This is a genomic window from Alicyclobacillus sp. TC (genome assembly GCF_016804365.1).
Lineage (GTDB): Bacteria > Bacillota > Bacilli > Alicyclobacillales > Alicyclobacillaceae > Alicyclobacillus_I > Alicyclobacillus_I tolerans.
On the sequence record NZ_CP044434.1, the window covers coordinates 1,836,441 to 1,851,177 of the forward strand.

9 protein-coding genes are annotated in these 14,737 nt (G+C 47.0%); 2 read left to right on the forward strand and 7 right to left on the reverse strand.

Annotation, left to right across the window (positions count from 1 at the left end):
• Positions 1-81 precede the first annotated feature (81 nt).
• The gene (locus FY534_RS09120) at positions 82-2,835 is read right to left on the reverse strand and encodes a calcium-translocating P-type ATPase, SERCA-type (RefSeq protein WP_203114364.1); all 2,754 of its coding nucleotides are present in this window, start codon (positions 2,833-2,835) and stop codon (positions 82-84) included.
• Positions 2,836-2,883: 48 nt separating this feature from the next.
• Here FY534_RS09120 and FY534_RS09125 point away from each other — a divergent pair, with 48 nt between their 5' ends.
• Positions 2,884-4,638, forward strand: coding sequence for an Rqc2 family fibronectin-binding protein (locus tag FY534_RS09125; protein ID WP_203114365.1), 1,755 nt, complete (start codon positions 2,884-2,886; stop codon positions 4,636-4,638).
• Here the strand turns inward: FY534_RS09125 and FY534_RS09130 are convergent.
• A complete protein-coding gene (locus FY534_RS09130; protein ID WP_203114366.1) occupies positions 4,629-6,137 on the reverse strand; it encodes a DUF2254 family protein in 1,509 nt (502 codons plus the stop codon). The two genes, FY534_RS09125 and FY534_RS09130, sit on opposite strands and share 10 nt — an antisense overlap.
• A 172-nt stretch (positions 6,138-6,309) precedes the next feature.
• On the opposite strand from FY534_RS09130, the gene FY534_RS09135 reads away from it, so the two are divergent.
• Positions 6,310-7,557, forward strand: a complete 1,248-nt coding sequence (locus FY534_RS09135) for a Glu/Leu/Phe/Val family dehydrogenase (protein WP_238413750.1) — start codon at positions 6,310-6,312, stop codon at positions 7,555-7,557.
• 118 nt (positions 7,558-7,675) lie between these two features.
• On the opposite strand, the gene pyrE is transcribed toward FY534_RS09135, so the two are convergent.
• The 5 genes from pyrE to FY534_RS09160 are packed head-to-tail and all read right to left on the reverse strand — an operon-like array spanning position 7,676 to position 14,737.
• Positions 7,676-8,329, reverse strand: a complete 654-nt coding sequence (pyrE, locus tag FY534_RS09140; RefSeq protein ID WP_370541525.1) for an orotate phosphoribosyltransferase — start codon at positions 8,327-8,329, stop codon at positions 7,676-7,678.
• Between the two features lie 35 nt (positions 8,330-8,364).
• Positions 8,365-9,114, reverse strand: a complete 750-nt coding sequence (gene pyrF, locus FY534_RS09145) for an orotidine-5'-phosphate decarboxylase (protein WP_203114368.1) — start codon at positions 9,112-9,114, stop codon at positions 8,365-8,367.
• Positions 9,115-9,133: 19 nt separating this feature from the next.
• Positions 9,134-12,358: a carbamoyl-phosphate synthase large subunit gene (gene carB / locus FY534_RS09150; RefSeq protein ID WP_203114369.1), complete on the reverse strand. Its 3,225-nt coding sequence runs from the start codon at positions 12,356-12,358 to the stop codon at positions 9,134-9,136.
• Positions 12,351-13,454: a carbamoyl phosphate synthase small subunit gene (locus FY534_RS09155; protein ID WP_203114370.1), complete on the reverse strand. Its 1,104-nt coding sequence runs from the start codon at positions 13,452-13,454 to the stop codon at positions 12,351-12,353. Before FY534_RS09155 ends, carB begins: the two co-directional genes overlap by 8 nt.
• On the reverse strand, positions 13,454-14,737 hold the full coding sequence (locus FY534_RS09160) for a dihydroorotase (RefSeq protein WP_129583541.1): 1,284 nt from the start codon (positions 14,735-14,737) through the stop codon (positions 13,454-13,456). Before FY534_RS09160 ends, FY534_RS09155 begins: the two co-directional genes overlap by 1 nt.

Sequence of the window (14,737 nt, forward strand, 5' to 3'; positions counted from 1 at the left end):
AAGCTCAGAGAATCTCAACAAAAAAATCTGGCTAACGCTATATCAGCGTTGCCAGATAACCGGTACTGAACCTGCCTCGCATCATGCAGCAAAACGATGAGAATCATTCTTGTCTTTGGGGCGCAACGCATTTCTGCCTGCCCTGCGAATCGATAAAGCAAACGTGGGTATGGCCGCAAGGACCAAAACAATGGCCCACTGTGTCGGTGAAAGCGCAACGGTATCAAAAGCTCTGGCAATGGAAGGAACATAAAGCGTAATGAGAAACAAGAGCACCGAAGAAACAACCGCCAGAATAAGCCATATATTTCCAAAAAAGTTTCGTTTCAAGATACCGCCTTCCAGTGAACGACAATCAAAGACGAGTATGAGCTGGGCCATGGTGAGAGTTGCGTAGGCCATGGTTTGAGCCAAATGCAAATTGTGTTCGCGCTGCAGCGTATACATGAACACAGCCAGCGTGACAATTCCTATTAAAATGCCACGGCTAAGAATCTTGGTACCCATACCACGTGCGAAAATGCCTTCATGGACATTGCGCGGGCGGCGTTTCATAATGTCTTTTTCCGCCGGATCGACCCCTAAGGCAATCGCAGGTAACCCGTCAGTCACAAGATTGACCCAAAGAATTTGAATAGGTTGCAACGGCAACGGCAATCCAATCAACATGGCTAAAAACATAGTCACGATTTCTCCAACGTTAGATGCTAGCAAATAGCGAATAAATTTTTTGATATTGTCGTATATGCCGCGTCCTTCCTCTACGGCTGCTACAATGGTGGCAAAGTTGTCGTCTGCCAGGACGAGCGAAGAAGCTTCTTTAGCCACATCGGTTCCACTTTTCCCCATGGAAATCCCAATATCCGCCTGTTTGATGGCAGGGGCGTCGTTCACACCATCACCCGTCATGGCAACTATTTCTCCGTTCGCCTGCAAAGCACGAACTATACGTAACTTATGTTCTGGGGAAACTCGGGCATAGACAAACGTCTGCTTAGCAAGTCGCAATAAGTCTTCATCGCTCAACTTGTCTAACTCTGCACCCGTTAAAACTTTACCGCCTTCCGGTAAAATCGTCAGTTTTTTGGCAATCGCTGTAGCCGTTTGTTGATGATCGCCTGTGATCATGACAGTGCGAATACCTGCCTCTCGGCATTTTAAAATGGCTTCGTAGGCTTCTTCACGTGGTGGATCCATCATCCCGCACAATCCTACAAAGACCAAATCACTTTCCCAATCGCCAGCCATTGCAGCTTCTTGGGAAGGGAACATTTTGTAAGCAAAAGCGAGATTGCGCAACGCTTCGTTGGCAAAACGATCATTCATCTCGACAATAGATTTTTGCAAACCAGCTGAAAGACCGACCTCTCGCCCACCTGAAAACATGCGTGTGGATTTTTTCAACAACACGTCAGGTGCACCTTTGACAAAAGCCATGTATTCATTGCCATGCTGAACAAGTACGGACATCATTTTGCGTTCTGAATCAAATGGCCGTTCGCCAAGCCTTGTATAGACACTGTCTGGTTCAGTAAAACCAGCTTTAGCGGCCATAACTAGCAATGCGCCTTCTGTTGGATCTCCTTGAACTTGCCATTGACTTCCATTCTCTGAGTTTTTTTGTACCATCAACGCATTATTGCATACTGCACCAATTTCAATCAGACTTTTCAGAGCAGCCCGTTTATCCGGATGAACTTTTTGCCCAGCAAGTAAAAATTCACCGGCTGGTTCGTAACCCGTTCCACTGATATCGTAGGTCACACCATCAGCATAAACGTGCAAAGCAGTCATTCTGTTTTGCGTCAATGTACCCGTTTTATCTGAACAAATTACTGTAGCACATCCAAGCGTCTCCACAGATGGTAATTTGCGAACAATCGCATTACGTTTAATCATTCTCTGTACGCCAAGTGCCAAAGCAATCGTGACAATGGCTGGCAATCCTTCTGGAATAGCAGCCACCGCCAGAGAAACACCAGCCAGAAACATCTGTACCCAAGGATGCCCGTGCAATACGCCAGTCAAAACCACAACCACCGTCAAACCAAGAGCCAACCAAACGAGCACCTTTCCCAGCTCTTCAAGACGTTTCTGCAATGGAGTCAAAGTATCTTCGGATTGTTGCATGAGATGAGCTATTTTTCCCATTTCTGTTTGCATGCCTGTGGCCGTCACAAGAATTTCCGCTTTACCACGTGTCACCATGGTTCCCATATACACCATGTTGCGTCTGTCACCGAGAGGAGCATCTCCTTGTACGGTCAGGTCGGGTTGCTTGTTGACAGGCAACGACTCTCCTGTCAATGCGGATTCTTCTACCGCGAAATGAGTGGCTGTTACAATGCGTGCGTCAGCTGGAACGCGATCGCCATCGGCAAGTAGCACCATATCGCCAGGAACCAAATCACGCGCTGGCAGCGAGAGAACTTGACCTGCACGGCGTACCCGAGCAACAGGTGCAGTAAGTTCCTTGAGCGCTGCAAGGGATTTTTCCGCTCTCACTTCCTGTACAAAACCTAGTACTCCGTTGAGAATGATAATGGCAATGATGGTGATAGCATCGGTATACTCGCCAAGCAATCCTGAGATGAGCGTGGCAGCTAATAGCACTAAAATCATGAAATCGCGAAACTGATTCAAAAATACGGTTAACAGGGAGACTTTGTTGCCTTCTGCCAACTGGTTGGCACCAAATTGTTGACGGCGCATGGCAGCTTCTGTTTCCGAAAGTCCATCTTGAGAGGACTGTAATTCTGCCATACAGTCAACAACGCTGAGTGAATGCCACTCCTTTTCCACCGGATCCACCCCTTTACTTGCATGTCCCTGCATGTCTATGCTTGTACTGTTTGGCTTATACCGAGAAAGCGAGGAACCGTCATGGATGGATTAACTCTGGCAACACTTGTCAGAGAATGGAAAGAAGAGTGGGTTGGTTGTCGCGTGGATAAAATCCAGCAGCCTACGGCAAGCGAGATTCTATTGTCGCTTCGTCATCGGCAAGGCAGTCGCTGGCTGCTTCTCTCTGCGCATAAAGCCTACGCGCGTGTACACTTTTTAACTGGACAGAAGCCGGTAGCTCCCCCTGAGCCACCTCGCTTTTGCATGCAGTTGCGCCGTCATATAGAGGGTGGTCGCCTGCTTGATGTCAGACAGTTGGAGCTCGATCGCGTTGTACAGTTCTTTTTTTCTGCTCGCAGCGAATTAGGGGACTTGAACTATTTTGTATTGACACTTGAGATTATGGGAAAACACAGTAATCTTATCCTAACGACCGCCCATCCCGACGGACAGCCCGATGAAATTATAGACGCCATTTACTTTGTGGATAGTTCCAAAAGCAGAGTTCGCCAAATATTGCCAGGTATTCCATACGAATTTCCTCCTACACAAAAGAAAATACATCCGTTAGAGATGACAGCAAAAGATTTACCCCTTCTCGACAAGCAAGATTGGCTGGGCAAAGCCAATCAATTGTCATTGATCAAACAGATCGCTGGTTTAGGTCCAACGAGCGCCCGTGAATCTCTTTATCGTTGCAGCGATGTGGCAGAGGAAGCCCAACTGGTGTTGGAAATCCGACGATTAGCCACCTTCTCCTTGCGACACCCAGAACCACACATAGGACTCGATGAAGAAGAAAAAGCAACAGCCTACGCTCCTTTTCCGTTACACAGTTATCCAAAATCCATCGCTGTGTCGAATATGAGCGAGGCTGTAGCACAAGTATTCCATCGTCTAGTGGCAATTCATCAAGAAACCGGTGAATACAAAGCATTAAGTGATGCCATTCGCAAAGCGCAAGATCGCTTGCGTGGAAAGCTTGCTAAAATTTCCGCTTTGCAAGAAGATAGCCACGAACATGATCGATTGCGAATGTTTGGCGAATTGTTGCTCGCCTACGGTTATTCGCTTCCTCGTGGAGCCAAAGAAGCCGTACTGCCAAGTTTTGAAGATGAAGAGAAAATGATTCATATTCCTCTCGATCCGGCTAAAACAGCCATGGAAAACGCTCAGACTTATTTTCGCCAAAGCAGTAAACGTAAGCGCAGTATTGAAATTCTAGAACAAGAAAAGAGATCGGCAGAAGCAGATTTGCTTTATCTGGACAGTGTTTTGGCCCAACTGCAAGACGCTTCTTTGCAGGAATTACCAGAGATTCGTAAAGAATTAGAAAACGAAGGATTCCTCAAAAAAATTGAAATACGCGGCAAAAAACCTGCCAAACAGAGCCAACGCCCCTCACAGCCCGATCACTATTTGTCCAATGACGGATGGAGCATCTGGGTTGGCCGCAACAATCAACAAAACGATCGTTTAAGTATCAAGAGTGCTCGACCGCACGATCTTTGGCTGCACGTCCAAGACGGCGCCGGCAGCCATGTGTTGATTCGCCGCGAAGGCAACCAAGAAATCCCGCAAAAGACGCTTGAAGAAGCCGCTCTGTTGGCTGCGTATTTTTCCAAAAGCAGAGATTCATCGAACGTGGCAGTTGTCTATACAGAGGCTCGACATGTATGGAAACCCAACGGGGCAAGACCCGGTCATGTCCTTTATGATCATCAACAAACTTTGTTTGTCACGCCGAGGCAAGTCGACATGGAAGCGTTATTAAAGAGAAAAAATCAAGTATAGAGGGAGTGGTTTGTCCCGTGTTGAGACATAACATCAGAAGATTCATCCAGAGTCGGTTGCGGCCAACCGTCAAATAGGAGACGAAAATCCATCCATTGAGCCGTTGCCATTTTTTCTTCTTTCAAGATTGTGGGCGAACACGGCCAAATCGCTGACAATGTGCAAAGCACATCTCCTCGCTGAATATGTTCAGCGAGTTTTTTAGCTAGCTCAACACCGAGCTCACCAGTTCCATGCTCAAGCATGTTTTCTTCCCACCAGTCTGCCCATAATCGAACATCGGAAAGGGTAGCTGTCAAAAAAAACGATTTGACCAAATTGAAGTAAACGGTTAAGAAATCAGCGAGATCGCGATGATTTCCTAGAGAAAAAAATATTTCTTGAATAGCTTTGTGCGTTAGATAATGTGGAGCATCAATTTCCCGTTCGCTAAACACCACATGCGAGATACTCTGGATGACCCGCCATGTGCGCAGCGCAAAGAGACGGCCACGTTTTCCGCTGCCCGCTGCTTGACGGGATAACTCATAAAGATAATGAACTACAGGTTCTACATAAAACGCTTGACTTTCCGGTAAGAGGTGACCCAGCGCCAATTGTTTGTAAGTTCGCACAACACGCTCTGCAATGGTCCAAGACTCCGCGTTAACCGAGTCGCAACCGTGTTGATACATGGCTTCTAGAGAAGCTAGCAAGAGTCCTGTTTCTCGCTCTTTGACGGCAACACCAATGATTTCACTCCACTGATCCAGATAACTTTGATGCACATTGATAATGGCCTCCTCTTCGGTGGCAAGCGGTAATTGCTGAGCAGCCTCGAGCATGCGCTGCAGACAATACGTTCCTGTGACGGAATCGCTGACAGAAGCGGCCCGTTTGGCAATGTCACAAATTTGTTCAATGTTATCAAGAGCCGAACGCCAACGTTGACGCTGCACTGCCCGGCGATAATCGCGTAAAATGAGAGCAACAATTCTTTCAGGCTTTAACAGTTGGACAACCGCATACATATATAAAAGCATAGAAAGAAAGCAAATCAACACCAGCACTAAATCCGCACTCATTTCTTTCTGCAACTGAGGAGAGAGCGGATCGCGCAAAGGTTCATGGATTTGCGCCATTAGAAAAAAACTGTGCATGATGGTAACTAAATAAATCAGAAATAGCGAGCCATTATAAGGCATACGCACGTAAAAATCGAGAACTCGGTGAGTGTAGTTGGATGCCGTCAATTGAATAGCCACCAGGATGATGGAAATGCACAAAGCCAAAATGGTAGACAACGACGAGACTATCGTATTTAAATAATTGCGCGCAGTATCCGTGTCCCCTTGAAACAGCGTGGGCGGATGAAGAAAAACCAAGGAAATGATGATGATAGAAACGAAAACATGAAACAAAAACGAAGACGAAATCGCAGATAAACGCTGCCGATGCGGCCGCTCAATCGAATGATTGCGCAAAATAGGCATCTTCGTCCTCGCTTTCCAAGTTGTCATAGTCAATTCTTCCCTTATTTTTTCAAGATAAAACACAAAAGTCACAGAAATAATGCCTTTTCATCCTGCCCTAACTGATTTATGATAAAACAGGTCATGTCCGAATCTTGAGAGGAGACGACAGTGCATGTCGACAGAGCCAGTCAGTAAACGACTTGCAGCAGGTGCCAGTATGCCTGCACCTTCAGACAACGTTCTTACCAATACGCAAAACGCCGTTCATGAAGCGCTACAGCGCCTCGGTTATGACGATACGGTATATGAACTGTTGAAGGAACCCGTTCGCGTCTTGACCGTTCGCATTCCAGTGCGTATGGACAATGGAGAGACGCAAGTTTTCACCGGTTATCGCGCCCAACACAATGATTCGATTGGGCCAACCAAGGGTGGCATTCGCTTCCACCCAAACGTCACACTTGACGAGGTGAAGGCGCTTTCAATATGGATGAGTATCAAGTGTGGCATTTTTAATCTGCCCTACGGTGGTGCAAAAGGCGGAATTATTTGCGATCCGAGAGAAATGTCCATCGTGGAACAAGAACGTTTGGCAAGGGGCTATGTCCGTGCAGTCAGCCAAATTGTTGGCCCTGCTAAAGATATACCTGCTCCAGACGTATATACGAATCCACAAATTATGGCTTGGATGTATGACGAATATAGCCGTATTCGCGAGTTGGACTCACCTAATTTCATTACCGGTAAACCGCTCGTACTAGGCGGTTCACAAGGAAGAGAAAAAGCCACCGCCCTTGGTGTTGTCATAGCCATGCGTGAAGCTGCCGCCAAGTTGGGTAAAAATATGCAAGACCTTTCTGTTAATATCCAAGGTTTTGGAAATGTAGGAAGTAATGTAGCACTCATTTTGCATGAAATGGGTGTCCGAGTCACTGGAATTAGTGACGCAGGCGGTGGACTCTATAACGAAAAAGGATTGAACATAGCGGAATTGATTGACCAAAAAGATTCGTTTGGCATGGTCACGCCCGCTTACCAAAACGTACTTAGCAACGAAGATTTTTTACTTCAACCTTGTGATGTTTTAATTCCTGCTGCACTTGAAAACCAAATTCACTCAGGTAATGCAGACCAAATCAAAGCTTCGATTATTGTCGAAGCGGCCAACGGACCGACTACTCCGAAAGCTGACGAAATTCTCATGCACAAAGGTGTTTTACTGATTCCAGACGTACTTGCCAATGCGGGTGGTGTGACAGTTTCCTATTTTGAATGGGTACAGAATAACCAAGGATGGTATTGGACAGAAGAAGAGGTTAATCAGCGAATGGAAGATTTGATGGTCAAATCTGTACACAATATCCTCCAGACAGCTGAACGATACCGTGTATCCACTCGTCTAGCAGCGTATATGGTTGGTATGCGTCCCTATGCAGAAGCCATGCGCTGGCGTGGTTGGATGTAATCCGGCTTAATCCGGCTGGTTTTTTGAAACTCAAATTGACTGCTATTTGCTAATATAAAAGTCTGCTGCCGAAACGACGTTCGGACAGCAGGCTTTTGTCATGCTCCTCTACATAAATTTAAACATAGTGTTCAGGAGCTTTACGCCAATGTTCTAATCTGTCTTTATCTTGGCTGGATAAAATCCCTAATTCTACCGCTGCAGAAATCAATTGAGAATAATGAACCAACGCCACATAAGGAATGCGGGTTTCCTGTGACTTTTCCGTGATTTGCTCAAAATCATAAGAAAAGATACTGACAATACCTATCGTCTCCATTTGTTCAACCTGCAAAGCTTTAGCAGCCGAAAAAGCGGATCGGCCAGTAGATAACGTGTCTTCAATCACCACTGCTTTTAAGCCTGGTTGTACACGTCCCTCGACTTGCCGCCCCATCCCATGCTCTTTCGCACTCGAGCGAACATAAGCCATGGGCAGGCGCAAATTGGCTGATAAACGAGCTGTGTGAGGAATTCCCGCAGTCGCTGTACCTGCAATTACATCAACCGCAGGAAAAAACGTGCGAATCATTTTTTCCATAGCCAAAATAACGCTATCCCAAAAAAGGGGATACGCTAGAATTTTTCGGTTGTCACAATAGATAGGAGATTTCCACCCGGATGACCAAGTAAACGGTTGATCGGGACGTAACTGTACAGCTTCAATCTGCAGGAGACCGCGCGCCAATTCATTTGCTTCTTCAGTCGATAACATCATCTGAGATTCTCTCACCGCAAACTCTCCTTTGTTTCATTCTCTTTCGATTTTCAATGAAATGTTGAAACGGTCAGCAAAGATTCCCAAACTTCCTGTAAGGCGCGCGCCGGATACGGAGCACTCCGAATCGCGCGGCCTATTACCAAATATGAGGCACCTGCTTGGTAAGCAGCGACAGGCGTCATCACACGTACTTGATCTTCCATCTGATTGCGATTCAACCGGATTCCTGGAATTACTGTCAGAAAATCTTTCGGTAAATGTTCATAGATTTTCGTCAGTTCATGCGCAGAAGCTACAACCCCATCCAATCCACAATCATAGCAAGTTTTGGCTAAATGCAAGGTCCAATCGGACACAGTTTGTCTGACCCCAAGCCATTCCACATCTTCTGTTGCGAGACTGGTTAGAGCAGTGACTCCAATGAGTTTGATTTTTGTTTGAGCGGGCAAAGCCTCACGGGCCGCTTCCATCATGCGGCGCCCGCCTGATGCGTGTATATTGATGATGGAAACTGGCAAATGAGCTAGAGCACGAATTGCACCTGCAACCGTATTGGGAATATCATGAAGTTTCACATCGAGAAAGATTTGCTTGCCAAGCTTCCCCATTTGCTCTAACCATTGGGGTCCTTCTGCCATCAATAGTTCAAGACCAACCTTATAATGAGTGACACCCGGTCCCATGCTTTCCACAAAAGATGCCGCTGCCGATCCGTTGGGAAAATCAAGCGCTACGTATACTTTATCGCGCACTCTTTCATACTTTGTATCCTGCAGAATTTCAGCTTCCTGATACAAATACAGAAACCTCCCCTATTTAACGATGTAACTTGTATGCCTCTATTGGATTGGATTGAAAGCGCAATGTCTCCAAAACTTCTAGCAAAGCGCGTACCGTATCTAATGAGGTTAAACAGGGGACACCGTGTTCAACAGCCGTTCTCCGGATGCGAAAACCGTCTCTCTCTGGTTTTAGGCCTCGAGTCAAAGTGTTGAAAACCAATTGTATTTTGCCCTCTTGAATATCATTGGCCAAGTTGGGGGTTCCTTGAGCGAGCTTGTTGACTACGCGTACAGACAAGCCGTTTTCTTTCAGATACCGAGCCGTTCCTTCGGTAGCTGCCAAATGAAAGCCAAGCAGAGAAAATCGTTTCAGCAAAGGATAGGCTTCTTCTTTGTCTTTATCAGCAATCGTAGCCAAAATCGTTCCATGGTCAGGTATTTGCATACCTGTGGCCAGCATTCCTTTATAAAGCGCCTTAGCATACGTTGCCTCGCGTCCCATGACTTCACCCGTCGATTTCATTTCTGGACCAAGACTGATATCTACACCACGCAGTTTGGCAAACGAGAAGACAGGGACTTTTACCGATACCTGATGGGGCTCAGGAAGTAAACCCGATTCATATCCAAGTTGGGTCAAGGGTGCACCCAGTACTGCGTGCATAGCAAGCTCGACCATAGGAACACCCGTAACTTTGGACAAAAACGGCACTGTACGAGAACTGCGTGGATTGACTTCAATGACATACACCTGTCCATTTTGAATGACAAACTGGATATTAACCAATCCCTTAACATGCAATCCGCGGGCTAAGCGTGTTGTATAGTCTACCAACAGCGCCTTTACTTCAGTCGTTAAATGCTGAGGCGGAAAAACAGCCGTGGAATCTCCTGAATGCACGCCAGCTCGCTCAATGTGTTCCATAATGCCGGGAATTACTACCGTATCGCCGTCCGATATAGCATCGACTTCCACTTCCACACCTTGTAGATAGCGATCAATGAGAACAGGATGGCGCGGCGATACATCGACCGCTTCACGCATGTATAGATGTAAATCCGCATCACTGTCAATGATTTGCATAGCCCGCCCGCCCAAAACATAGGACGGACGCACGACTACAGGATATCCAAGCGTCTTGGCCGCCTCCACAGCCTCTTCCAACGAAGTGACGGTTCGTCCCTCTGGACGATCAATTCCTAATTCATTCAAGAGCGCGTCAAAACGCTCGCGATCTTCAGCGGTGTCGATATCTACCAGGGCTGTTCCTACAATCCGCACACCCGCTCGCGCCAACCCATCCGCCAAATTGATGGCCGTCTGTCCACCAAATTGAACGATAACTCCCTCAGGCTGCTCTCGTTCAATCACATGCAAAACATCTTCCAAATGAAGCGGTTCGAAATAAAGACGATCGGATGTATTAAAATCTGTGGAAACCGTTTCAGGATTGTTGTTGACAATGACCGCCTCGTAACCTGCTTTTCGAATCGCCCAAACTGCATGAACCGAACAGTAGTCAAACTCAATTCCCTGGCCAATTCGAATAGGTCCTGAGCCGAGCACCAAGAGTTTTTTCTTGCCGCTCTCGACAACTTCATCTTCTTGATCATAACTGCTGTAATAATAAGGCGTACTAGCAGCAAATTCACCAGCGCATGTATCCACCATCTTATAGACAGGCAACAATCCTATGGATTTACGATAAGCAAAGAGTTCTTCCTGAGCCACACCAGTGCACCTGGAAATAGCTGAGTCTGGAAATCCCATTCGTTTGGCATCCGCAAGCAATTCTGCCGACGTAGCGTCTAATTGCGCTAAATCAAGCGGCCCATGTTCTTGAAGACGCCTTTCCATCTTGACCAAATGCTCTACGCGTTCCAAAAACCAACGGTCGATATTAGACCGTTGATGAATGTTCTCTAGCGACATGCCACGCCGATACGCCTCGGCAATCACAAACAAACGTTCATCATCAGGTACTCTGAGCCGCGTTTCTAGTTCGCTCTCTGTCCACATACTGGCCTGCGGATGTTGAAGAGAATCAAGACCCACTTCTAAAGAGCGAACTGCCTTCATCAAAGACTCTTCAAAAGTTCGGCCAATTGCCATCACTTCGCCAGTCGCTTTCATTTGCGTACCCAGTTTGCGATTTGCACTGTGAAATTTGTCAAACGGCCAACGAGGAATTTTTGTGACTACATAATCAAGCGCTGGTTCAAAAGAAGCGTATGTCTCACCCGTCACAGGATTGAGAATTTCGTCCAAATGATAACCGACTGCAATTTTAGCAGCTACCTTGGCAATGGGATAGCCAGTTGCTTTAGAAGCCAATGCGCTCGATCGCGATACGCGTGGATTGACTTCAATTACGTAATATTGTGAACTGAGCGGATCGAGGGCAAATTGTACATTGCATCCACCTTCAATACCGAGAGCACGAATAATTTTCAAACTGGCACTGCGCAACATCTGATAATCTTCATCTGACAGTGTTTGGCTTGGGGCAGCTACTATAGAATCGCCCGTATGCACTCCGACCGGATCAAAGTTTTCCATATTACAAACGACAATCGCCGTATCATTTGCATCCCGCATTACTTCATATTCAATTTCTTTCATACCTGCAATACTTTGCTCGACAAGAACTTGCGAGATGGGCGACATGGTCAGGCCGAGTTCGACAATTTCCCTATATTCCTGCCAGTTGGAAGCAATGCCGCCCCCTGTGCCGCCAAGTGTATAAGCTGGACGAATAATGATGGGAAAACCTATCTGTTCAGCAAAAACTGCCGCTTCTTCATAAGAGTGCACGATTGCACTCTCGGGAACTGGTTGCTCGAGTCTGCGCATGAGGGAGCGAAATTTCTCACGATCTTCCGCTTCCTGGATAGCCGTAAGTTGGGTCCCCAGAAGCATGACCCCTTCTTCTTCAAGAATGCCGGATTCTGCTAGACGTACTGCCATATTGAGACCTGTTTGGCCTCCAAGCGTTGGTAGCAATCCATCTGGCTTTTCCTTACGAATGATTTGCGAGACAAATTCAAGGGTAATCGGTTCCACATAAACTTTATCAGCCATATCCGGATCCGTCATAATGGTAGCTGGATTGGAGTTGACAAGGACTACTTCGTAACCTTCTTCACGCAAAGCCTGGCAAGCTTGAGTACCAGCATAGTCAAATTCAGCTGCCTGGCCAATTACAATAGGACCACTGCCAATGACAAGAATTTTTTTCAAGTCTGCGCGTTTAGGCATGCGCTGTCCACCTTCCTTCTCCAACCTCGTCCATCATGCGCATAAATTCATCAAACAGTTCATCCGAATCATCCGGACCCGGGCGCGCTTCAGGATGGTATTGCACACAGAAGACAGGACGATGACGATGCATCATTCCTTCTACCGTGCGATCATTTACGTTCAAGTGTGTCAAAATTAAATCCGTTCCACGCAGAGAATCTTCAGAAACCATATAACCATGGTTTTGGGAAGTGATATAAACCTTTCCTGTGCGCAAATCTTTTACTGGATGATTCACGCCCCGATGACCAAAACGCATTTTTTCAGTACGTGCTCCAGAAGCTAAGCCAATTAACTGATGCCCTAAACAAATACCAAAAACAGGAACTCCATATTGAATCAATTCTTTGACAGTTGCAATGGCGTAAGGAGCGTCTAACGGATCGCCCGGGCCATTGGAAAGCATGACACCTTCTGGCTTCCAGGCAAGAATTTCCTTTGTGCTCGCTGTCGCTGGAACAACAATCACATCACAGCGTCGCGCCAACAGACTGCGAACTACTCCTGATTTCATACCATAGTCGATTGCGACCACTCGCCTGCCTTCACCTGGGCAGCGATACGTCTGTGGTGTTGTGACTCGCAAGATTTGGTCGGTCATCAAGGGTTGAGCCAGTTTGTCAAGCAGAACACTGACGGGTGTATTCTCAGTCGTCAGTACTGCTTTCATCGTACCGTCGCTGCGAATGGCTTTAGTTAACTGGCGCGTGTCGATCTCGCTAATGCCTAAGATACCGTGTTGACGCAGATAGTCATCCAGATTGCCCAGACTTTTGAAATGGCTTGGCTCTGCAGCCAATCTACGTACGACGAAACCATGAACGTACGGCTGACGAGACTCGATATTGTCTACATTAACACCGTAATTACCAATGAGTGGATAAGTCATGGTCACAATTTGACCGCAATAGGAAGGATCCGTAAGCACTTCCTGATAACCGGTCATGCCAGTGTTAAATACCACTTCGCCGACCCTTTCACCAGTCGCACCAAAGTGTTGACCTGTGAATTCCAAACCGTTTTCAAGTACGAGACGGGCAGAACGATTGGACATCAGCACTGTACCTCCTTTTGCCTTGCATCAAAGACCATCTTGCCGTCAACCATAGTCATTACTGGCCATCCGCGTACCATCCAGCCTGTAAACGGCGTATTTCGTCCTTTAGAGTAGAAACGATTGGGCTCAATTCGACGCTCTGTCTGTAAATCCACTGCTGTCAAATCAGCAAGTGCGCCGGGACGCAAACCAGATGCGGGCAAGTTGAACGCTTGAGCGGGAACGAGTGACATACGCTTGACCAGTTCAGACAGTGACATCAAGCCACGACTAACCAGATGCGTATAAAGCAGAGGGAAAACAATCTCAATCCCCACCATGCCAAAGGGAGCTGAAAGCCATCCAACTGCTTTTTCCTCTTCAGTATGCGGCGCATGATCGGTGGCTATCATGTCAATTGTGCCGTCAAGAAAAGCCCGTAAACAAGCTTTACGGTCATCTTCCGAACGTAAAGGTGGATTCACTTTGTAAAACGTGTTCTCTTCGTCAATGGATTCCTCAGAGAGGAGCAGGTGATGCGGCGTAACTTCTGCAGTCACTCGAAGTCCACGTGATTTGGCCCAGGCAAGCAAACTGACGGCAGACTCTAAAGAGACATGGCACAGATGTAAACGCGCTCCAGTTTCTTCAGCCAACAACAAGTCACGGGCAATCATGGCGCTTTCTGATGAGCCAGGTTGTTCTGGTACGGAGAATTTTTTGGCGGCCGCCGGATGCAAAACGCCCTTACCGGCAATGGTTTCATCCTCTGCATGAATCGCCACCGTCAGTCCTGAGGCCGCAGCGGCAAACAGTGCCTGGCGCATCAACCCTCCATGCTGAACACCTTTACCATCATCCGAAAGTCCAGCAACCCCTGCTGATTGAAGGGCTGCAAAATCGGTCAATTGCTCTCCCTTTTGCTCACGAGTAATACAACCCATGGGCCAAACTCGACATGCTCCTGCTTCTGCTGATTTTTGCAGCACATATTCCACACGCTCAGGTGTATCTATTGGTGGATTGGTATTCGGCATGCAAAGAACGCTACCAAATCCTCCAGCCACAGCAGCTTTAGCTCCACTAGCAATCGTCTCTTTATGTTCAAATCCTGGTTCACGAAAGTGGACATGGGGATCGACAAACGCAGGCAAAAGCGTCAAACCAGCCACGTCTATCGTCTGTTCCGCTTCAGGTAAATCTTTTCCAATCGAAAGAATTCGTCCATGTTCGCTTTCTATTAAAATGTCTGCTTGTTCCTGTGAATTATCTAATAAATCAAGCAGGCAGCCACCTTGCAA